Source organism: Anaplasma ovis str. Haibei, assembly GCF_002214625.1.
Lineage (GTDB): Bacteria > Pseudomonadota > Alphaproteobacteria > Rickettsiales > Anaplasmataceae > Anaplasma > Anaplasma ovis.
This window is the reverse complement of record NZ_CP015994.1, coordinates 389,833-413,134: the sequence shown is the minus strand read 5'-3', so window position 1 is coordinate 413,134 and position 23,302 is coordinate 389,833. Positions and strand designations below refer to the sequence as shown.

Annotated in this window: 15 protein-coding genes; 5 read left to right on the top strand and 10 right to left on the bottom strand. The window is 47.8% G+C overall.

Annotated features, from left to right (window positions below; translation table 11 throughout):
- Window positions 1-24: 24 nt before the first annotated feature.
- Window positions 25-1,848, bottom strand: coding sequence for a DNA primase (gene dnaG / locus AOV_RS01670; RefSeq protein ID WP_075138878.1), 1,824 nt, complete (start codon window positions 1,846-1,848; stop codon window positions 25-27).
- Between the two features lie 144 nt (window positions 1,849-1,992).
- Window positions 1,993-3,027, bottom strand: a complete 1,035-nt coding sequence (locus tag AOV_RS01665) for a class I SAM-dependent methyltransferase (protein WP_075138877.1) — start codon at window positions 3,025-3,027, stop codon at window positions 1,993-1,995.
- Between the two features lie 212 nt (window positions 3,028-3,239).
- Between AOV_RS01665 and AOV_RS01660 the strand changes: the two genes are divergently transcribed.
- Window positions 3,240-3,524: a DUF2610 domain-containing protein gene (locus AOV_RS01660; protein ID WP_075138876.1), complete on the top strand. Its 285-nt coding sequence runs from the start codon at window positions 3,240-3,242 to the stop codon at window positions 3,522-3,524.
- 468 nt (window positions 3,525-3,992) lie between these two features.
- On the opposite strand, the gene AOV_RS01655 is transcribed toward AOV_RS01660, so the two are convergent.
- The 4 genes from AOV_RS01655 to AOV_RS01640 all read right to left on the bottom strand — a co-directional run bounded on the left by AOV_RS01655 (window position 3,993) and on the right by AOV_RS01640 (window position 7,823).
- Entirely contained in the window at window positions 3,993-4,577 is a 585-nt protein-coding gene (locus AOV_RS01655; RefSeq protein ID WP_233497204.1) for a TlpA family protein disulfide reductase, read from the bottom strand.
- Complete coding sequence (locus AOV_RS01650; protein WP_075138874.1) at window positions 4,570-5,544, bottom strand: ribonucleotide-diphosphate reductase subunit beta; 975 nt, start codon at window positions 5,542-5,544, stop codon at window positions 4,570-4,572. Before AOV_RS01650 ends, AOV_RS01655 begins: the two co-directional genes overlap by 8 nt.
- A gap of 246 nt (window positions 5,545-5,790) precedes the next feature.
- Complete coding sequence (gene cysS, locus AOV_RS01645) at window positions 5,791-7,191, bottom strand: cysteine--tRNA ligase (RefSeq protein ID WP_075138873.1); 1,401 nt, start codon at window positions 7,189-7,191, stop codon at window positions 5,791-5,793.
- Between the two features lie 2 nt (window positions 7,192-7,193).
- Window positions 7,194-7,823, bottom strand: a complete 630-nt coding sequence (locus tag AOV_RS01640) for an exopolysaccharide biosynthesis protein (RefSeq protein ID WP_075139462.1) — start codon at window positions 7,821-7,823, stop codon at window positions 7,194-7,196.
- Between the two features lie 551 nt (window positions 7,824-8,374).
- Here AOV_RS01640 and AOV_RS01635 point away from each other — a divergent pair.
- The 3 genes from AOV_RS01635 to AOV_RS01625 all read left to right on the top strand — a co-directional run bounded on the left by AOV_RS01635 (window position 8,375) and on the right by AOV_RS01625 (window position 15,087).
- On the top strand, window positions 8,375-13,180 hold the full coding sequence (locus AOV_RS01635; protein ID WP_075138872.1) for an NAD-glutamate dehydrogenase: 4,806 nt from the start codon (window positions 8,375-8,377) through the stop codon (window positions 13,178-13,180).
- Complete coding sequence (gene tatB, locus AOV_RS01630) at window positions 13,173-13,532, top strand: Sec-independent protein translocase subunit TatB (RefSeq protein ID WP_075138871.1); 360 nt, start codon at window positions 13,173-13,175, stop codon at window positions 13,530-13,532. Before AOV_RS01635 ends, tatB begins: the two co-directional genes overlap by 8 nt.
- A 187-nt stretch (window positions 13,533-13,719) precedes the next feature.
- Window positions 13,720-15,087 (top strand): PleD family two-component system response regulator, encoded by a 1,368-nt coding sequence (locus AOV_RS01625; RefSeq protein WP_075138870.1) that lies wholly within the window; start codon window positions 13,720-13,722, stop codon window positions 15,085-15,087.
- Between the two features lie 426 nt (window positions 15,088-15,513).
- On the opposite strand, the gene AOV_RS01620 is transcribed toward AOV_RS01625, so the two are convergent.
- The 4 genes from AOV_RS01620 to AOV_RS01605 form a co-directional block, all read right to left on the bottom strand.
- Window positions 15,514-16,413 (bottom strand): RluA family pseudouridine synthase, encoded by a 900-nt coding sequence (locus AOV_RS01620; RefSeq protein WP_075138869.1) that lies wholly within the window; start codon window positions 16,411-16,413, stop codon window positions 15,514-15,516.
- Entirely contained in the window at window positions 16,410-17,171 is a 762-nt protein-coding gene (locus AOV_RS01615; protein ID WP_075138868.1) for an inositol monophosphatase family protein, read from the bottom strand. Before AOV_RS01615 ends, AOV_RS01620 begins: the two co-directional genes overlap by 4 nt.
- A 1-nt stretch (window position 17,172) precedes the next feature.
- Window positions 17,173-17,739, bottom strand: a complete 567-nt coding sequence (efp, locus tag AOV_RS01610) for an elongation factor P (protein ID WP_075138867.1) — start codon at window positions 17,737-17,739, stop codon at window positions 17,173-17,175.
- A 146-nt stretch (window positions 17,740-17,885) separates the two neighbouring features.
- Window positions 17,886-18,956, bottom strand: a complete 1,071-nt coding sequence (locus AOV_RS01605) for a UDP-N-acetylglucosamine--N-acetylmuramyl-(pentapeptide) pyrophosphoryl-undecaprenol N-acetylglucosamine transferase (RefSeq protein ID WP_075139461.1) — start codon at window positions 18,954-18,956, stop codon at window positions 17,886-17,888.
- Between the two features lie 228 nt (window positions 18,957-19,184).
- On the opposite strand from AOV_RS01605, the gene AOV_RS01600 reads away from it, so the two are divergent.
- The gene (locus tag AOV_RS01600; RefSeq protein ID WP_117374403.1) at window positions 19,185-22,871 is read left to right on the top strand and encodes a hypothetical protein; all 3,687 of its coding nucleotides are present in this window, start codon (window positions 19,185-19,187) and stop codon (window positions 22,869-22,871) included.
- The last annotated feature ends 431 nt before the right edge of the window (window positions 22,872-23,302 follow it).

The window sequence follows — 23,302 nt, the reverse complement described above, 5'->3', positions numbered from 1 at the left end:
CACTGCTACACGGAAGATTAAAATCTAGCACCGCCACAAGCTTCTGAGCCTATCGTCCACCTCCTTGGCATGTTCAGAAAGGTTCAGCGCAATGTCATATCGGCCTTCTAGCCTCAGTTTTACTATCTGCTCCTGGATTTCGCTAAGTTGTTTTGAGAGCATAAGCTTCTCCCACTCTCTTCTAGCGCGTTTCTCCACGTCCGCATCGGAGCAGCCCTTTGTTCCGAAGGCACATCCTGTGGCCGACATTTTTTCTTGTATCGAACGCAATGTTGGCTCAAAATCCGCCCTTCTAGAATACAACTCCCCGATCAAATCTGCTTTAGAGAGCTCCTCACCGTGTGCTTCTCTAATGTCTACTATGTGCTGTTGGAGCGGCCGCATATCATCAGCAAAGTCAAGGCTGGCAAACTGCTCAAAAACCGCCCCATCGTAGAGAAGTTTAGGACACTCAACAATGGTGTATATGACCCGCATTTGGTAATTTGCTCCTGCACATTCCTGCAGGGAAACACCTCCGAGTCTGCTGGACCTGAGCCCCTGCTCTATGGCACGCGCACTTCCATGTGATGACGTACCCCTCCCATTGTATTGCTCGCGCTGCAACGCCTTGATTTGCTGGTAAAAAAAACTCTTGTAATACTTTGCTATGTGCACATCCCGAATCTCTGATGTGTATTCTCGAATCCTCTGCTCGAGTGCCATGCACTGCTCGGGCACTACTTTGCTTGAAGATGCAATGTTTGCACGGGCCAGTTCATAATCCCACACAAACTCCGACAGCAGTTTTGCGCGCTCAATAAGATCCTTTGCGGTATCAGGACCCAAATTGACACAGACATCGTACGGGTCTTTCCCCTGTGGAGAGGTGACAAACCGTATGCTCTGGCCAGATTTTATTATAGAAAGGGCAAGGTGGGCTATCTTCATAGATGCGTTTATCCCCGCACCATCACCATCCATCCAAACCACCACCTCAGGCACAATGTCCCACATGTGTCTAAGATGTGCCTCAGTCATAGCGGTGCCTAGTAACCCCACGACATTGCTTATCCCGAGTTGGCTTAGAATAAGTACATCCATATACCCCTCAACCGCAACGATCCTGCCTAGTTTCTTTGCGGGGGCTAGCGCGAGGTGCAGGCCGTATAGGCTTTCCCGCTTTTTAAATAGCGCATTTTCCGCTGAGTTTAAGTATTTCGGGGAGTGCTTATCACTGACAGACCTACCACCAAACGCAATCACCCTGCCCGTGGCGCTGCATATAGGGAACACTAATCTGTTGTATAAACAGTCCTGAAAGTTCTTGGTCAACAGGCCCGCATCCCGCACCTTCTCGAAACTAATCTGGGACGACGCAAAACACGTCTTGATCCCGGACACGGGAACGTACCCCAATCTGAACTTTCTTACGGTCTTCTCATCGATACCCCTACTCCTCAGATACAAAAGTGCTGTGGGTGACCTTGATAGTTGCTCAACAAACCAGCGGGCCGCGTAGTCCATTAACTCATACAGGAAATCCGCCTCTCCCCTACCCGTTTTAGCAGGTAGACTAACGCCGTATACTTGCGCCAAATGTTCAATGGCCTCTCTAAAACTTAACCCGTCAATGTCAGAGACGAATTGTACTACGTCCCCATGAACGCCGCACCCGAAGCAATAGAACATGTCATTGCTGCAGTTTACGTGAAATGACGGAGTCTTCTCCGAGTGAAATGGGCATAGGCCCACGTAATGGTTGCTGCCTCTTTTTATGAGTTTGATCTTCTTGGACACAACATCAAGGAGCCTAACTTTTTCCCTGACCAGGGTTACGTGATCACTCTCCGAATGGCTGCCACCCATGATGCACCGCGCCTCCAAGCTACCTGCAGAGCGAGATTATATCGCCAGAACAATTTGTTGTCACACCGATATATACCCAATCCAAAACTGTGTGAGAAACTTGCCGACCTGAGGCTCGTTTAGGAGAATCTGCATTACCAATGTTCAACGGTGTTCGTAGTGCAGCAATAACACCTTAAACATCGTGCCCATATTTTCTGTAAGGCGCAGAAACCCGCTTTTAAGTTCAAGCCTCTGCGCCTCGGTAGCATTGCGTTCAAGGCACGCTAGCCTCTCCCGGATTCCAAACTGATACAAAAATTCCCTCTGGGTCATAACCTTACCATTTAGACGCTGAGCATGCTTCTGCAACAAGCTAAAATCAACGTGTGCGGTGATGTCACACTCCCCTATGTTATCGAGAAAATCACAATAATGGTGGTTCTTAACCGATTGTATAGTGCTGTGGTACGGCGGTTGTAGATACCCATAATCAAATATGGCACCTGCCCCTCCATTGCGCACAATAATTTTTTCCAAACACGCCAAAACGTCACTTGCGGCCTCACAGCGCTCTATTATTCCTCCTTCGGGTACATCATCATATTCATCAAGGTTATATTCTGTGTCTACAGCTACAACGCTCAAATTTCCCCCATCATTGCATACACAACGCTCCTTCCATGCCCCATTGCTAGCACGTACAAACTGCCTTACTGGCAGCGCATCAAAAAACTCATTCGCCACCACAACTGTGGGCCTTTCCGGCAATTCTTCTAATTTACAATGCCAAGAGATTTCTTTGCGCGCCGAGAAGCGTTCCAGTGTAGCGCGCTGAGCGTTGCGCAATAATGGGCTGATTTCAAGTAAATGGACCTCAAGCAGGGCATTATATCGGGGGAATTGTTCAAACACCCTTAGAATGTCATGCATCAGCGTCCCTCTACCCGGACCAAGTTCTAGAAGAGAAAATTTTTCCGAAATTCCAGTACTTTCTAGGTATGATAGAACCCATAGTGCAACAACTTCTCCAAAAAGTTGGCTGATTTCCGCCGATGTTATGAAATCCCCAGTTCGACCGAAGGGCATCTTGGTCATATAATACCCGTGCTCTTCGTGATATAGAGCAAGGTTCATAAACCTATCCATCGTCACGTAGGTAGAACCTTCAAAAATGAATTTTTTAAAACAAAAACCCATGTGTTAACGTATATATTACCTGAGTCGGATACTATGGAGAACCTACGCGGTACAGCCCAAGTTTAAGTGGTTTTGCCGCCCAAAACAACTGCGCACCCCGTCATTCCAATCTTGGTTCTTTTATGATCCACCATAAATTTGTGATACACACAAGACCGCAAGATATGTAGAATGTCTTCAGAAGCGCAATTTGTAATTACTAGAGTAGCATCATGACTGGAATCAAGAAGTTTATTATCCCATGCGAGTTTGGCGGTAAAATTGCCCCATTTGCCATATATATTGGGGAGCCAAGGCCAGACTCACACCCTGTACAGCACCAAAACACCTGGCTGTCAAAAGAGCGTGGTGGATCAGTACCAGAAAAAGTTAGAAACAGCCTGGAAAAGCTGCATGAACTAGCCAAAAAAAATGGTATTTGCTTTGCTGACCTGTGCGTATACGCCTTGAGCGTAGCTTCGCGTAATAAACCCAACAGCGATAGCGGCGCTGCATAGTCTCATATCTCGAGTAGGCGTAGTGTGGACGCGCACGCGCTTCTGTGCGCCACTTGAGCTATGCCACGGTGTTAACGTACAACCTGCTCGATTCGAGCATGAATCCATGCGCACACCAGGTTGCACATACCGGAAGCAAAATGATTTGCCAGTAGCTTTGTACACAGCACTGTAGACACCCCGGAAATTGCCGTCTGGCCTAGTGCCAAAGCCGTACACATTTAGAACACGCGGACACCCAAAGCCACACACCGTACATTTGTGGGGCGTTGGTTATATAGTTGGTTATACATATTGTCCCAGTTATCGAGACGAACGCTCCACCGGCATTAGCCCGGCATCCCAACTCTGCACCTACTACCCTGCGGCCAACGGAAAAGTTAGTGGCTCAGCCTTTTCGAGGCAAAATGATTTGCCAGTTTGTACATTACCGGTCACCACACGGCACCGTAGTGCATTCCCCAACCGCTATGAGGCTATAGACAGCAGCTTTCCTATCACGTCAACACTATCCCATTTTACGTTGCCGTCTATGCGGTAAAGCACAACACCGCCCCGGTCAACGATCAGGGTTAGTGGTATAGCCCTCACGTCAAAATAGTCAAAAAGCGCTCTATTTGTGTCAAGATAAACGGTAAGTGCAATTCCATACTCCTTACAGAAGGACTGCACAGAATGCGCATCCCCGTAAGAAACCGGCAAAAAGACTATCTTATCCTTGGCTTCTTTCTGATTCAAATGATCCCAAATTGCCTGCAGCTCCTTGAGCAATGCGACAGATTCTAGGCTCCACGGAGCCCAAAACGCCACAATCAACACCTGCCCTTCAAAGCTCTTCGCGGAAAACTCCTTTCCACTTAAATCGAAAAACGGCCTATCGGGCATTTTAACAACTTCCTTAAGTTCCCCCGCAATGAATGCCTTAGGAAGCTTGGTCAGATCCTCATCCTCACCACTGTTGGCGAGAGCAGGAACACAGATGGCCTGCACAAACGCCAAAGTAGCCACAAAAACGAGAGGCCGGCAGGCCATTGCTATAAAGTTTCTACCCATCCTCAAACGCCTCATCCCAGGTGCCTTCCGTTGCAGCACGTGAATATTCCGTAACCCGATTCTCGAAAAAGTTTGTGTGCTCAACCCCATTAAGAATCTCATCAAGCCACGGCAGAGGGTTGACATTATCGCCATATATGGGCTCCAGATTAAGCTGCTTTAGCCTTCTGTTCGCTATGTAGCGTATGTACCGCTTAACCTCAGCCGCAGAAAGCCCTTCAACATCTCCCAAAGCGAATGCAAGGTCGATGAATTCATCTTCGAGCGAAACAATAACCCGGCAGGCACCATAGAGCTCCTCCTGTAAACTCTCATCCCATATCTCCTGGTTTTCGTGGATGAAGGTGTTAAACAACCTAATGATGGACTCAGTATGCAGCGTCTCATCCCTGGCGGACCAGGCTATAATCTGCCCCATTCCCTTCATCTTACCAAAACGCTGGAAATTCAGCAAAATCGCAAACGAGGCAAAAAGCTGTAGGCCCTCGGTGAAAGCGCCAAATACGGCCAATGTCTTCGCTACATGCCTTTTATCACCCTTCCTGGATTCCTCAAACCTCTGCATGTAGTCGTACTTTTTCTTCATCACCTCAAACTTCAAGAATGCCTGGTATTCGACCTCGGGCATCCCTATGGTGTCCAACAAATATGAGTACGCTGCTATATGCACAGTCTCCATGTTGGAAAAAGCCGAGAGCATCATGCAAATTTCCGTAGGCTTGAAGATGTTCGAATAGTGCTTCATATAGCAGTTATTCACCTCTATATCCGCCTGGGTAAAGAAGCGGAAAATCTGCACTAGGAGATTCTTCTCTTGCGCAGATAGCTTAGTTTTCCAATCCTGAACATCGTCCGCAAGAGGCACCTCCTCAGGTATCCAATGGATCCTCTGCTGGCATAACCAAGCGTCATACGCCCACGGGTAGTAGAAGGGTTTATATACCGGCCTGGCATCCAACAAAGACATGTCCTCCCCCCGAAAATACCCACGGCTCAAACTTACAAATAACTCAAAAATTGTCAATCACTAACCACCTCTTTTTTCGTGGCAACACGCATCTACGCACCAAATTAATACCACTTGCAGAAGTGCTATGGTCGGATATATTACCGCATTGTCAGAAGGTTACACAAATTGACGAAAGCACTGCAATAGCAACACAAATTTCTGCACGGAGTACCTGCACAAAACACTGGTCGCATAGGTGACGAGCTAGTTTTTTCTATGCCAACGCGTTGCGCCATCTTTCCCGTCGGAGATGCCTATACCCATATCTGATAAACTCTTTCTGATCTCATCCGCCAGCTCGAAATCCCCACGCCCTTTGGCCTCTGCTCTTTTTTCGATTAGCCTATTGATTTCATCCTCATCAACCAAACTTCGGATGTTAGAGAGCTTTCTTTCCGGAAAATTGCGGAACATACCCATCAGCATGGCACTCTTGTTCAGCACCCTTGCCAACCGCAGCTTCTCCCCAGCGTTACTGGTCTTATTTATCTCCTTCACCAACTCATGTAATGCAGCAATTGCTGCCGGTGTATTCATATCGTCTTGCAATGACGACATAACGGGGTTGTGCACATTCACATCTTCTAGACCTGTGTTCAACAATTGCGCGGAAAACTCCTCGCAAGAACGATATATTTTGTTCAGCGCCTCTTTAGCATCAAGTACGGCCTTGTCCCCCCAATCAAGTGGCTTGCGGTAGTGGGTACTCAGAAACACATACCGAATCACCTCTCCATCAACTCCGTTGCCAAGCAAACCCCTAACAGTAATAACATTGCCCAGAGATTTACTCATTTTCTCGCCACCGTTGACCGTCAAAAACCCATTGTGCACCCAGTACCTCGCATACTCACTGCCGGGAAAGGCGCAACAGCTTTGGGATATTTCGTTTTCATGATGCGGAAACATCAAATCTGCACCACCTCCGTGAATATCGAAGCTCTCACCTAGATAGCGATAGCTCATAGCAGAGCACTCCACATGCCATCCCGGTCGTCCAACGCCCCAAGGACTAGGCCAGCACGCCCCAAGCTTCATATCCAGATCAGTTGCCGGTTTCCAAAGGACAAAATCCCCAGGGTGCAGTTTCTCAGCAACAACTTCCACTCTGCTGCCGGATATCATATCACCCAATTTTCTGCCAGACAGCGCCCCATAATGTTTATAGGACTCTATACTAAAATATACCGTGCCACCCAGAACATAGGCGTGCCCTGCCTTGATTAATCTGTCGATTATATGCAGCATAGTCTCAATTTCTTCGGTCGCCCTCGGTTCAAAGGTTGGAGGCAGGCAGTTAAGCGCCTCAACATCTTCATGAAACAGCTTGGTGTAGTGTGTAGTTAATGCTGTAACACTTTTGTTTTCAGATTCCGCCGCATTTATGATTTTGTCATCCACGTCTGTGATATTCCTAACGTACACAACCTCGGGGTATAACGCCTTTAGCAGCCTGAATAAAACGTCATAAACAACTACGGATCGCGCGTTGCCTATATGTGCTAAATCATAGACGGTAGGACCGCAAACATACACACCTACGCGCTCGCTATTTTTTGGCGAAAAAACCCTCTTCGCAGCACACAGAGTGTCATGAAGTTTCATACTCAAGACTTGAACAGAAAAGAAAACATTTCAATTACAAGCTTGGGCCCCGCTATGAGCACAACTGTAGTAACAAGAAGCCCAAAAAACCCTACCAATACGCCTAAAATGACCAGCACACCGTCTCGATTCAGCATGCCGAGCGCCATAGCGGACACTCCCCCAGCAGGAATGAAGTTCGTCAGAGGTAGGGGAATTGCAATGGAAATGGCACACAAAAGGCAAATCAGAGCCACGGCCTTCTCTCCTACATCATTGAACATCACAAACATTCTGGGCTTACTCCACCGTTCCATTCCCTTTAGTATTGGAGATGTTCTCTCAATTACGGTTGCTAAAAACTCCCGCTTGAACGACCTTTTCTCCAAAAAAGCAGGTAGCCACGGAGTGGAAAAACCCATAAGCATTTGGGCCGAGAATAGCAGCAGCGGGATAGACAATACGGTAGTGTAGCCAGGAGGCACGGGAATCGGTATAGAAAGCGGTAGGGCAAACAAGAGCATGAGTACACCAAAGCCCCTGTCACGGAGGGTCATTTTTAGCTCATACAGGGTAACTCTATCAGCGTCTCCTTGTACGCTCACCTCTTCCAGTAAATCAGAAACGGCTTTCCCACCCCTGCGCGCGGCCATAACCACATCCACAACAAAATCACGAGCCTGCGGTGTTCGATACCACAATAACAAAACCGTGTACAGGAAAAATGCACGTCAGCAAACACGGCAAGCGCATTGTACGCACTTGCACCTAGGAGTTTCAGTGTATACCGGGGGGTGCTGTGCTGCACATAAAAACCCAGGCAAGCAGAACACATGTGTGACATATCATAACGGATTGTTTACAACACTTTTTCCGAAATATACCTCAGTTACCATATATACTGGCACAACCCGCATAATTATTGCCACGTGTAGCACAACTCCAGGAGCAGTACGTGAAAATATTCGGTACATGCGTACTAAAACATTCTCTGAGTTACAACAAAGCCCAGCATTTTGAAAATGACAAACTCGTAATACAACATTACTGTGTACGATAGCTGGTTATATGGTTACCATGTATTCAAAGAGCACATGTGCTTAAGTTTGGTGAATTAATTGTGTTTTAATCGGTATAGGATATGCTACTCTAGCCCCCAGTAGGTTGTGTATACATTTTTGTTCCTAAGATACGTTGTGAAGTAATGCGCATCCCAGAAGATAGTGCTTGTGGTTTCGGAGGGCACGTGGTCGCCTCTGTGTTGAACGCCCTACGGGAAAAGTTCCCATCACAAACTAATGAGTATGGCCTGCTCAAGAGCTTTATAGAGAAGTTTTACAACTTCTCTTACAGTACAGATGTAGAATTGACGAGCCAGTTTCTGCTAAACATTGCGGAGGATCTGTACAATTTCATCGGCAACAGGAAGCCCAAAGAGAGCATGGTGCGTGTATTCACGGTAGAGCGCCCGGGGTGCCCGGAAAAATCCTTCACAATAGTGGAAACGGCCAATGATAATTTGCCGTTTATAATAGACTCCGTAATCATAGCGCTAAAGAAGCATAATCTACCGATATATCACTACACAAACGCGGTTTTGCTTCTGAAAAGGGAAGGCGGCAGGATTGTAGGCGTTGACGCTCTATCTACATCCTGCACCGATGATCGCGCTTGCGAGTCTGTAGCATATTTTGTAGTGGGGCCTGCAAGTGAGGCACTGCAAAGCAAGCTTAAGATGGAAGTTGAACAAGCCCTGCACTCGGTTGTGTGCTGCGTTGGCGATTGGCAACCGATGCTTAGCCGAGTGGACGAACTGCTGTCGAGTATGAGAGGGGACCCATCGCGTGAGGAGATTTGCCGTTTCCTGGAATGGTTACGCGGGGACAGTTTTGTGTTCCTTGGGTACAGTGAGTATACAAAGTCAAAGTCGGGGGAGCTAGTCCTGGATCCGAAGCGCAGCTTGGGATTACAAAGGATAGGAACGCAAGCCCAGAAATCTTTAAGTTGCCAGGCGCAAAGTAAAGAGCCACTGTACGTCGTGCAATCAAATTGCGTTTCCCACGTGCACAGGTACGGATATATGATCTGCATAGGCCTGCGCACATTCGATAAGGCGGGAAATATAGAACAGGAAAAGTGTTTCTACGGGTTTTTCACCTCTTCAGTTGAATTTCAGAGCGCATGCCACATACCGGTGATAAGAAAAAAGGTCGAGCTTGTAAAAGAAAGATCCGGCTTTTTGAAGACTGGGCACAATGGAAAAGCGTTGATGGCCATTATGCAGAAGTTCTCTAGAGAGGAGCTTTTCCGCTTTTCTGAGGAAGACCTGTTCCAGATCTCAATGGGGATACTTTTCCTCTCCAGCAGCCCAAAAGTCCGGCTGTTCATGCTGAAAGACGCGATAAACGGCTTCATTTGGTGCATTATCTTCATACCAAAGAACCTAGCTAGTACAGAGTTAGCAGACCGCATAGCTGCCGTGCTGGAAAGTGCCCTGGGCGGTAAAGTTGTTGGCCAGCACTATAACATGTATGACGAGTCTGATTTGGTAAGACTACAATTTACAATCAAAACCAACGATGCGGCTTCCTGCGCTATATCGGCACAGGAAGTTGAGAAGATGGTAGTGGAATCCACAAAGCGGTGGGAAGACAGGCTGCAGCAGGTGGTGTCTCAGAGACTCGATGGTGATTTTTCCGAGTACGTCAGCGCTTTCCCAACTAGCTATCAGGAGCATTTTTCCCCAGAAAATGCGCGCCATGACATCTTGAAAATTCATAAAGTATTGGAAAACCCCACGGGTGAGGGCGAGGTAGATCTCTACCTATTAGAAAACTGCAACTACTATCAGCTGAAAATATACGTACTGCTGGATGGAGATCTGCGTTTATTGAAGGTTTTGGATGTCGTAAAGAAGATGGGTGCAAGGATGCTACAGCACCACAGTTACGATATCACGGTGCGGGAGAAGTGTGTGCGTTTACACCACTTTGTACTCGCAAACACGAGCAAGTCTTTTGACCATCATAACGTAAAGAGCCAATTTGAAACAACGCTGAAAAAGGTGTTTTCCGGAGAAACTGAGAATGACTACTTCAACAGCTTGGTGATCCTAGCAAACTTGGGGTGGAAAGAAGTTTTACTCGTAAGGACACTGAGCAGGTACTTAAAGCAAATCTCATTCAACTACAGCCAGGCATACATTCAAAAGGTTGTCAGGAAGCATTCTGACATGGTCAATTTGTTCGTTCGGTTATTCGAGGCTAGATTTGACCCAGATATATCTGGTGACAGAGATGCAAAGGTGGCGGGCGTACGCAAATCAATTGACGCATTGTTTACGCAAGTATCAGACATAGTTCACGACTACATACTGAAGTGCATATATAACCTAATATTAGCGGTCTTGCGCACAAACTACTACCAGGATGGCAGAAATTATCTCTCGCTAAAGCTAGACTCTGGTGCAGTACCAGATATTCCTCGCCCCCTTCCCTTCAGGGAAATATATGTTTACTCAAATACGTTCGAGGGTATACACCTACGCGGTGGAAAGGTGGCACGAGGCGGCATAAGATGGTCCGACAGAACTGAAGATTTCCGCACTGAGGTCCTAGGGCTGATGAAGGCACAGATGACGAAGAACTCTGTGATCGTCCCAGTTGGGTCTAAAGGTGGATTTGTTCTGAAGGGTAACTCAAGAAAGCTAGGATCGGTTGAGTGCGCGATTGAGTGCTACAAGAGCTTTTTGCGTGGTATATTGGACATTACTGACAATGTAATAGACAACAAGTGTGTCACTCCCAGTCGCGTAGTAAGGTATGATGACGACGATCCATACCTGGTAGTTGCAGCTGACAAGGGTACCGCGTCTTTTTCTGACCACGCAAATCAGATTTCTGCAGAGTATAACTTCTGGCTTGGAGATGCGTTTGCATCCGGAGGATCCGTTGGGTTTGACCATAAAAAAATAGGCATTACTGCCAGGGGAGCATGGGTTGCTGCTCAGCGGCACTTCTGGACCATGGGTAAAAATATACAAAAAGACACGTTCACTGCTGTTGGTATAGGGGATATGTCGGGTGACGTGTTCGGTAATGGGATGTTGTTGTCAGACAAGATGTGCCTACTCGGGGCTTTTAATCATATACACATATTCGTCGATCCCTCTCCTGACCCTGCGAAAAGTTTCGCGGAACGTAAGCGGTTGTTTGAAACTCCAGGGTCATCTTGGCAAGATTACAAACCGAGTCTCATATCGAAAGGCGGGGGTGTTTTTCTTCGCAGTTCAAAATCCATTGCTCTTACTCCGGAGATGAAGAAGTGCTTCCAGCTGGATACCAAAGACAGCAGCATCTCCCCCACTGCCCTGATTAGGGCGATGCTAAAAGCGCCAGTAGACATGATTTGGAACGGCGGTATAGGTACGTACGTAAAATCATCCAGGGAAGCTCACACTACTATTGGTGATAAGGCCAACGATCGGCTCAGAGTCAATGGGGCGGACCTACGCGCTTCTATGGTCATAGAAGGGGGCAACCTTGGCTGTACGCAGCTAGGTAGGGTAGAATATGCCGGTAAGGGCGGTAGGATTAATACTGACTTTATAGACAACGCAGGTGGTGTTATCTGCTCAGACTTTGAAGTCAATCTAAAGATCTGCCTGGAAATGGCCGTCAGAGATAAATTTATCTCTTTGGAAGAGCGCAACAAAATCCTCTACGATATGCTTCTTGATATACCTGGCATTCTCATGGAGCGCCATAACAAACTCGAGACCAGAACGTTGATGCTGGAGTGCATTCAGGCAAAGAAGCGTATAGAGCAGCACCATAGGATAATGCAGTACCTTGAAAGGATCAAGGCCTTGGACCGCGGCATGGAATTCCTACCCGGCGATGATGAAGTCCTGAAAATGATTTCTGAATCCAGGGGGCTTGACGCCCCTCAGATAGCTGTGCTCATAGCATACACCCGGACGTTCATAAAAGGGGGAATTATGAAGTCCAACTTGCTGCAGCACGGCCTGGCGAGTGTCTATGAATCTCAATATCTGCTCTCATACTTCCCTGAATCTATAAGAAATAGGTTTGAGAAGTATATAAAGCAGCATAAATTGAAACATGAAATACTGGCCACATGCATATCCAACGACATAGTAAACAGGATGGGTTGTGTCTTCGTAAGCCACATAGAAAGCATGGGTATTACCATAGACACGATTGCCAGGGTGTATGTGATAGTCTCCAGAATATATAACCTACAAGATATTTGGAGCGAGCTTGATAGGGCCGACGGCACCATAGACGTTAATGACTATGTCACAATAATCAGGGAGGTGCAAAAGTTCGTTGGGCAGGCAACTTTCTGGATGCTCCGACATATGCACAAGTTTCCAGATGTGGAACAAAGGCTAGAGGGCCTGTCATCGCAAACTCTGCTTATCGAAGAAAATATGGAAAACATCTTGTGCGGGGAGTTTTTGGAATCCTACAACACCGCACGGCGCAACCTTCCGCAACAAAATTTGGATCCCAAAATAGCACAGAGGATCGGCGGATTGCAGTTCTCTATTTTTGCTATGGATATAATACATCTGGCAGAGAGCACAGGAGCAGATATAGTTGCAGTAGGTAAGGTGTACTTCAGGCTAAGGTCTGTTTTAAGCTTCAGTCGCATAAGGGAGCTCGCAATGCAGATGGACGCGGCTTCGCCGTACTGGCAGCGTGTAGCTATAAGGAATTTACTCGATGATCTGAGCGACTACCAGTCCATAATTACCGGCAACATAGTAAAGCACATGGTACTCAATAAAGTGGATATGAAAAAGTGCGTGGATACAGTAGCGCAGGAGCATGTAGATTCCTGGTGCACTCAATACAAGAACCAACTGGACGGGTACTACAGATTTTTGGAAGATATAAACTCTACACAGTTGGATCTCAGTAAATTAGTATTGATAATCAGGGTGTTAAGTGTCTTTACTGTAGGGAAGGATTACCATGTTTAATGTGGGCCTGTCAGAAATGGTGTTGGTTCTGGTAGTTGGGTGCCTTGTTACAGATCCAAAAAAGCTTCCCGGACTACTAAAAACCGCCGGGGCATACTACAGAAGGTTTATAGAAATTAAGGAAGAGGTGTGGGACGCCATGCGCGCAGCGTGTGATAATAGCACAGGAACTGGCTACGCAGTTCCAAAAAAGCGCATAATGGGCGATGATGGGGTTCTATACGAGGCTTACGAAGTCAGCGATGTAATAAGGTGTGATAGTCGCGATAAACAAGCACTGGATGTTTTGGGGACAGGACACGGCAGCGCGGATGATGATTCTGCGCAAGCCACAACAAAAAAAGATAACTAGTCAACACCTGGTAGCCATTAATCGTGCTACCACCGCAAAGAAGGCGGATGTGTACGGTATGCCAGCATGCTGTGGAGTTGGCGCGCACGTGTGGATATGGCATAATACCCAACTGATCAACAACCACAGCTGATAGCACTCTCATCACCCGAGTTATACGACCATTTAACATATAGAGAAAAAGGTAATGACAGCGAAAATACTGGTGGTAGATGACCTTATAGCTAACGTCAAGCTGTTGCAGGCAAAACTCACCAAAGAATACTACAATGTGCTCACCGCAATGAGTGGTGAAGAGGCAATACAGCTGGCAAGAGAGAAGCATCCAGATTTAATATTACTTGATGTTATGATGCCAGACATGGACGGATACGAGACTTGTAGGAGGCTGAGAGCCGACCCTGCCACAACCTACATACCGGTCGTAATGGTAACAGCACTGGATAACACCACCGACAACCGCGTAAATGGGATTAGCTCCGGAGCAGACGATTTTTTGACTAAACCAATAAACGACGTGGCGCTTTTTTCGAGAATCAGATCGCTCACCAGGTTCAAAATTCTCGTAGACGAGCTGAGACTCAGAGGCAAAACCAACACGGAAATGAGCTCGGTGGATGGGAACATTATGCACTACGCGAACCAGATTTCCAACGCCAAAATCATGATCCTAGATAGCGATAAAGTACGCTCAGAACACATGAACAGTGTGCTACAGGAGTATTTTCAGGAAACCGCAGTGTTGGACAACCCGTCACAAGATGTAAATCTCCAGAATGCGGAAAGCTATGATCTCTTCATAATAGACCTCAATTTTGGTGGCGATGGGCTCAGGCTTTGCTCGAACTTCAGGAGCAACAACAATACGCGCTACACCCCCATACTGGTACTGCTAGATGAGAGCGACGATATTGGAATCCTGAGCAGGGCTTTTGAGATCGGCATTAGCGACTATATCATGGCTCCTATAGACAGCAACGAGCTTCTCGCAAGAGCGAACGTACAAGTCAAAAGGAAAAGATATCAGGATGCACTGCGCATGCACCTGGAAGATAATGCGGAAATGTCGATCACAGATCCCCTAACAGGGTGTTACAATAGAAGATACTTCGATATGCACTTTCAAAATATCGTGAACGAAGCACGTGACAAGGGTAAAGATCTGTCTGTCATGATAATAGACGTAGATCATTTCAAGCAAGTAAATGACACTCTTGGTCATACCGTCGGGGATGAGCTCCTGCAACAGCTTAGAAAAAGAATTTTCGACAACATTAGAATATCTGACCTACTTGCAAGATTTGGAGGCGAGGAATTTGTCATTATCTTGCCAGAGACAGGCATAGATCAAGCCGTGATAGCGGCTGAGCGACTTCGAAAAAAAGTTGCTGGAGAACCCTTCAACACAAGCGCAGGCGCGCTCGACAAGACTATCAGTATCGGGGTAGCAGAGTTTCGTCCCTCTGAGGAGGCCAAGGACTTCCTAAATAGGGCGGATAAGTGCCTATATTCTGCCAAGGAGACAAGAAACGCTGTATCGCACGACCAGTTGTAGACAACACTGTGCGCGGTTTCTGGCTCGCTCTCCCCAATGTCATCTGCCGTACTTTGCTACCGGGTAACTGCATCTGTGCACCACACCACAACTCACCACAATGCTGAAAACCTAGAACCGTACCGCAGTCGCACACCCCTTGGGTAATGTGAGCACTGCGCTTATACATCTGCCGCGCCTTACCACTAGGTAACAGCATATGCGTGTTTCTCCGACCCGTTCTTCCCAAAGCAATTCTGCCGTACTTTGCTACCGGGTAACTGCATCTGTGCACCACACCACAACTCACCACAATGCTGAAAACCTAGAACCGTACCACACTCCCCTGGTAATGCGAGCACGGACCCATACGACAGACGTAACAACTGCTCCGGTTGGCTATTGCAGGGCGTTAAAGCACAGCGAATTCAAAATGGGCGCGGCCTTTCACGAACACGCAAGTGAGTTAATCTTCTCCTCCATATAGCCGGGCATATTAGCAGCAATGCTGAGCGTACGGCCCATCAATTCAAAGGTTAGCGATGAGGCGTGTAGGTGCAGCATTCCCTTCTCAGCAAGATCATGTTTGTAGTATTTATCGTCCCCAACTATTGGGCACCCGATCTGCGACATATGAATCCGCAATTGGTGCTTCCTTCCCGTAACAGGACGCAGCAATACCACTGCAAAATCTCCCAAAATCCGCATCACCGAGAAGAAAGTTTTGGCCTCTTTTTCAATCATTCTCTCCCCAGCGGCGGACTGTACCTTGTAAAATATTGGCGTACTCACCTCCCCAGATGCCGGCTGCGGAACACCTCTGGTAACCGCAGTATATTCCTTTTTGACCCTTCTCTCCCGGAATTCACACGCAAGGTACCTTGCCACGTCTAGGTTACGTGCCAGCACGAGCACACCGCTCGTGTCTTTGTCCAGCCTGTGAACTATCCGGCAGCATTCGCCCGGCTTTATTTTATCAAGTACATCACTAATACTAACCTTAACCTTGCTACCGCCCTGGACGCTGACACCAGCAGGTTTATTTATCGCTATAATGTTTTGATCTTCGTACAGTATGCTGCTATTTACCAAATCCAAAAGCGGCACATGCCGGAGTGCACGTATTTCCTTCTCGCGCAGCACAATGCAGTCAACATGCTTTATGCTCAAGACATCGCCATTGCTAACCCGCGTGGATGACTTGGCTTTTGTGTTGTTTAGTAGTATCTCTCCCTTGCGTAGCAGCCGCTCTATAAAAGACTGAGTGACACCCGGCAGAAGGCCACGCAAATATCTGTCTACACGCACCTCAAAGCACGTTCCTTCTACGAGATATTCCCTTTTCACTGTAAGAAATTTCGCTCAACAAAATCACACAAAAAGAAGCTACCCGCGATGAGCACCCCGTCTTTGCTTATCATGCTACCCTTACTTCCCTCAATGAAGAGCCTACCTATACGGGCTTTGTATTCATTAACTCTGGAATAGACCACCATATCATAGCAGGCAGAGGCCGCGTACGCAAACCCAAGCATAACAGACCCCATAGAGCGCAGCACAGCGTGCTGTGACGCCAGGTTCTGAGACAGCGACAGAACATCCGGACACCCAGCAGAAACATCAACCAATGCGGCTTTAACGCTCTCCCTCTTCGCAACGTGCATCCTGACATATCTGGATTGATAATTCTCCACAAAAGCACCCAGACCTTTGTCAACGTAGAACGTCTCCCTCAGTACAGGAGCATCAACTACTGCTGCAGTAACCTCCCCATTTTTCACGAGAGCAACCACAGTGGCAAAATATGGCAACCCGTTGGTAAAATTAGTTCTGCTATCTATAGGGCTAACAAACCAAAACAGCTCGCCCGGATTCTGCCCAATGTAAGCATCATCGAAAAGTATGCCGCATTCCTGCTTGTAGGCATGAAGCTCCTCACTGATAATCCTGCTGGATCTGATATAAGCAGCCTTAGCAAATTCCCCCGCAGCGACGTGAGAGGGCTGCAAACATCTTATCTCGTTAAAGTCCCGCACCAACCCCCTGGAGGACTTGCGCACAGCCCTGAGCATAACACCAACCACGGGAGAAAAAAGCGCAGACATATCAGTCCTTCGCCCTTTCGTAGTATGTATCGTCCACGGTGTAAACTACTACCCGCTCACCAACCTTTATAAAAGGAGGAACACTTATCCGCTCGCCATTTTCCAACACGGCAGATTTATAGGAAGAGGATGCGGTTTGGCCTTTGATCACAGACTCTGTCTCCACAACCTCCAGAACCACATAATCCGGAACTCTGGCAGCCACAACCTGCCCCTGGTAGAAGGATAAGGTTAAAATAACACCCTCCTTCAGATAAACACCCTTCTCTCCGAGCATATCCGCACTTATAGAGACCTGCTCATAGGTTGTAGTGTTCATGAGCGTGAGTGAGGCGCCATCACCAAAGATATACTGATATTCCACCTCCTCAACTATAGCGCGTTTTACATATCCATCAGAGCGGAACCTTTCCTGATATTTAGCACCAGTCTTAAGGTTTTTCAGCTCAGCCTGTATATACGCCCCTCCTTTACCGGGCTGGGTGTGCATGGTCTTCACCACTAGGTAAAGAGAACCGTTATGATCAAGAATTTGACCAGGCCTTATATCACTACCCCTCTCAGCCATGCTGACCCCAAAAAACAGGCTTCATTCTAGGCTTAAGAAGCCGGCAACTCAAGTAAAAAGAGGTTGTATACCTTCCCACAAAATGGACGAACAACCCAGGTACCTATCACTTTCCCGTGACTATACGCATTGCACATGTGAACAACTTAACACTTCAACAGTCCGTCTACCACCGCGCAAAATTGTGCGTCGGCATTGAGTGTAGCGTGCTTGGTTGCGTTGCGAGACATCTCTTGCAATTTGCTCGGGTTACCAAGCAAGGTTGTAAGCACGTTCCTGGCTATTGAAACATCAAGAGCTTGCTCCTCAACGCACAGGCCAGCGCCCAAACCCTCCACCAACTGGGCATTATATAACTGATGGTTACAGGAAGATCGCTCGTACGGAACATATATAGCTGGCTTACCCGCTGCCATAACTTCTGCTATCGTGGTTGCACCAGCCCTGCTAATAATCAGGTCAGCCTCGCCTATTATGTTTTTCATGTCGGTAAAAAACCCGCTCAGCTGATGCTTGATGCTATATCTAGCATACAGCTCTGTTACCGTCTCCAACTGGCCTTTCCCGCACTGCTGCGTTACGAACACCCTACTCCTAATATGGGCGGGCAATTCTGTAATAGCTAATGCGAAAGTCTTTCCAAATGTACAAAGACCCTGGCTCCCCCCCAATATCACAAGATTAACAGAATCGCTCACCAAGGGCTGCTTTGCCACCTTTTTAATGTCAGTAGGTACTCCAACGTAGGCCACCTTACGTGCGAGTTTATTATCTACGTTGCGCAGCGGCAATCCACAGGCAATAATCCTCGCATACCTAGCAAACACACGATTCACCCTCCCCATGATGGAATTTTGTTCGTGCAACACTACATCTATTGACATCAACCAAGCTGACAGCAAAACGGGAAAAGACGCGTATGCGCCAAACCCAATTACTAAATCCGGCTTTAATGAGCGCAGTTTTACGTACGATAGCAGACAACTGTATACGAGAAGAACGCAAAACTTTAAAAGCCGCACAGTTCCGCCTGACCTCTTACAAAGAGGTAGAAGTACATACCTCTTTATGTTAGGAAATCTCGCTCTGTACTGCAAAAAATACTGGTCTGTATATAAAACACACTTGTAGCCTCTACTGGTAAGAACTTGACAAATAAGCGCTGCGGGAACGATATGCCCACCTGTACCTCCAGCCACCAACACTATTTTTTTCATATATGCGTGCCTTACATGCCTGCAGCCACTGCTCTTGCTTACCGGCAACCACACCATTTTACATGATTTGCGCCAAATGCACTACGAAACTGCGTGTACCGATATTGGCGCCCATACCGGGATATGACTTCACGTCAAATTATTAAAGAAATTAATATTAATTATTAATTTATTGACTTTAATTAATTTCTTAATAAACTTCCGGATCCTTTACAAAAGGTAATCTTTATGAAAAAGAAAACTAAACAATCGACATCCAGTATACCTGAAGATACTATTCCGTTACTTTCCGAACATGAGAGTGATTTAGAAGAATCAAAAACTTTTAATCCTAAAAAGGCGGCGAAAAGTCCTACAACTCCTAGCAAGGGTTTTTTACATACGAGAATAAGAAGTAAGAGCAGTGCGCCTACTGAGGACACTATTCCCTTACTTTCCGAATATGAAGGCGATTTTCAAGAATTTAAGACTTCCAGTCCTAAAGTAGCAACAAAAAGTCCTGTGATTCCTAATATTCCTAAGAGCAGTATTTCATATGAAAAGCTAAAAAATGAAGATGATGCACCCGCTAAGAAGGCCGTCGGATCTTCTTCAGGCAGCAGCCTGAGTAGCGACTCAGGCGTAGGTGCTAGCGCCTCCTCGAGCAAAATCTCCGTTCGCAAAGGAATTAAGTCCGCAATTAAAAAGACAATCGCCGCCTTTGACAAGAACGTCAAAAGGGAACGGGCATCTTCTTCAGAGCAGTCTTCCTCAGCGTCAGATGCATCATCCGCAACGTGGTATGTTAACCCATTGGATGTCTCTGACTCTGACAGCGAACCTGGTCAGATAAAGCATTGGGCCCCAGTTGAAGACCTTTTGGACTATGATGAGTTCGATGCCTTCGCAAGGTCACGTTTATCGTCAACATCAGCAAGTAGCGACTTTGAATTCAGAACTGGAGAGCAATACTACGGCGCTATAGATAGAGAGTCAGACAGTGTCGTAGAACCAATATATGAGACCATAGACCCACATTGGCGAGAACGCGCTAATGTTGCACCAGAACCTGCGTATGATACTCCACGAAATTCGCAGATAATAAGCCAAAATGCCGCAACCAAGGCGGAACCTGTATATGATACCCCACGAAATTCACAGCTAGTAGGGCAAAATGCTGCGGCTACAGCGGAACCGGCATATGATACTCCGCGAAATTCGCAGCTAGTAGGGCAGTCAGATAAAGTAGAGCTAATATATGACGCCGTGGACCCACAGTGGCAAGAATACGCTAATGTGACCAAGGCAGAACCTGTATATGATACCCCACGAAATTCACAGCTAGTAGGGCAAAATGCTGCGGCTAAGGCAGAACCTGTATATGATACCCCACGAAATTCACAGATTCTGGCACAGCAGCGACCCACAGCCAGCAAACAGCCAGCTGGGGACACTCGGGCAGTAACTTCGCCGGTAGCAGCTCCAAGAAAGGTCCTTGATGCGGGAGAACAAAAATCCTCCCCTGCACCACAAAACGTGAGCAGTGCACCTATCGCGCAGCAGCCAGCACCAGCTGCCCAAGCGGTAAGCCCTACTCCAAGAACTGCTGCGCGCGAGACCAGAGCAACAACATCTGCAGCGAAGCCAGCTGTCGCACCGAAGCCAGCAATTGCACCAAAACCGGTAGCTGCTCCTGCATTGAACACTGGCAGCGCTATGCCTAGCGTTCAACAAAGGAAAGCTATGCTTACTGAAAAGACCGGCCAAGTGACTGAAGCTGGCTCGCAGAGCCCTCAACGCTCTACCCAGTCGGAAAGTGCTGCGCGTGAGACTAGAACAACAACATCTGCAGCGAAGCCAGCTGTCGCACCGAAGCCAGCAATTGCACCAAAACCGGTAGCTGCTCCTGCATTGAACACTGGCAGCGCTATGCCTAGCGTTCAACAAAGGAAAGCTATGCTTACTGAAAAGACCGGCCAAGTGACTGAAGCTGGCTCGCAGAGCCCTCAACGCCCTACCCAGTCGGAAAGTGCTGCGCGCGAGACTAGAACAACAACACCTGCAGCAAAACCAGCTGTCGCACCGAAGCCAGCAATTGCACCAAAACCGGTAGCTGCTCCTGCATTGAACACTGGCAGCGCTATGCCTAGCGTTCAACAAAGGAAAGCTATGCTTGCTGAAAAGACCGGCCAAGTGACTGAAGCTGGCTCGCAGAGCCCTCAACGCTCTACCCAGTCGGAAAGTGCTGCGCGTGAGACTAGAACAACAACACCTGCAGCGAAGCCAGCTGTCGCACCGAAGCCAGCAATTGCACCAAAACCGGTAGCTGCTCCTGCATTGAACACTGGCAGCGCTATGCCTAGCGTTCAACAAAGGAAAGCTATGCTTGCTGAAAAGACCGGCCAAGTGACTGAAGCTGGCTCGCAGAGCCCTCAACGCTCTACCCAGTCGGAAAGTGCTGCGCGTGAGACTAGAACAACAACACCTGCAGCGAAGCCAGCAATTGCACCAGCTGCCCAAGCGGTAAGCCCCACTCCAAGAACTGCTGCCGCAACTTCTGCCAATCTCATGGCTGCACAACCCTTTAGAGGTGCAGCAGCAACATTGAAGTCAGTAACTCCGCCGGTAGCGGCTCCAAGAAGGGTCCTTGACGCGGGAGAGCAAAAATCCTCCCCTACCGCGTTACAAAACATGGGCAGTGTTCCTGAGTACAGCAAAAATGTGGTGCCTAGCGTTCGACAAAGAAAGGCAATGCTTTCTGAGAAGGTTGGCTCAGTAACCGAAGCTGGCTCGCAGAGCCCTCAACGCTCTACCCAGTCGGAAAGTGCTGCGCGTGAGACTAGAACAACAACACCTGCAGCAAAACCAGCTGTCGCACCGAAGCCGGCTATTGCACCAAAACCAGCAGCTGCCCCTGCATTGAACACTGGCAGCGCTATACCTGGTGTTCAGCAAAGAAAAGCAATGCTTTCTGAGAAGACAGGCCAAGTGACTGAAGCTGGCTCGCAGAGCCCTCAACGCTCTACCCAGTCGGAAAGTGCTGCGCGTGAAATTCAGGGCATACGGACAAGCTCCGCTCAAACACGTGAGTCCAGAGCGGAATTTGCCAGCCGGCTGAACACTTTACTTGCAAACAGAAACGCGTTTATGCAGGAAGCTTCCAAAGCAGAAAAACCAAAGGTTAGATCTAGCGCATCTAAACCATCTACTCCTGCTTCTGCTCCTGCACAAATAGATTTCAGTGAACTCAAAAACAAGGCAGCTAAGTTTAGCGCCGCACTGGAAGCAAAGGCACGCGCCGAGGCAGCCGAGCAGAAAGCACCAACCGTGAGCAGCGTTACACCACCAGGTACAGCGGCAAAGAAATCGGTTTCCGTGCACGAGAGCGTCAATAGCAAAAATCCCGCATTTGTAGATGAGTTACAAAAAGTACTTTCAAGCAAGATTGGCTCATCACAGATCGAGAAACCTGCAACTGCATCAAAAACCTCGGTGAAACAGGCCCCTATTCAGAAGCATGGTGATGCCACTGAGTCTAGAACAACCGGTGCCAACGCACACAAGGTTTCTAAAATCAGTGCAAACCCTGCCTTTGCAGGGGCCATACCGACCCTGGAAAGGATGCTGGCAGAGCGACAAGCGGTGCAGCAAGCTGAGCGGACTGTCGGCAGCCATCCCGGCACACAGAGAACTCTTGGCGGTGGGATTTCCTACTCGGATATGATCTCTACGGAAAGGCAAAGCGCTCCTAGCATGGGCAATCCAGAGGCAGCGGGAAAAAAATCCCCTGCATCAGCGGAAAAGGAAGGCAGAGCCGCATCAGCTTCTTTACAAAAAGATGGAGAGGCACAGGCCAAGAAAGGCAAGCATGTCTCCTCTTTGATACGCGGATTTGAGTCTTCAAGCACTACCCCTGTAAAGGGAGCTGCGCGTTAACCGCAGAGCTTCTTGTGTGCACTACACATTAATCTAGGCACATGGTGCTGCACAGCCACCCGGCAACGGTGCTGGTTGTGCGGCACACAGCTCATTCTCTAGCACGACAAAATCCCAAAGATTGAGCTCGCTGCATTTCATTCAAAGCTGACGTATTGTCCATAATGAGGCGTGAACGTATAACCACCCTTATAATTAAGGTAAGAGGCAAGACCCATTACCTATCTAAATAAACCCGAATGCCACAAACGCCAGCTAGCGGGATACGGCCGCATTAATGGCAACCACTTGGAATATTAGACGTAATAGCATATACTGGGCGACCTGCCCGCGGGTGTATTACTAATGTGCGTGGGTCCACCCCAGCGCGGTTGCTGGCTAAGTAGCCGGCATGCAGTGCACTGTGGATGTGTACAATCTCGTAGTACGCA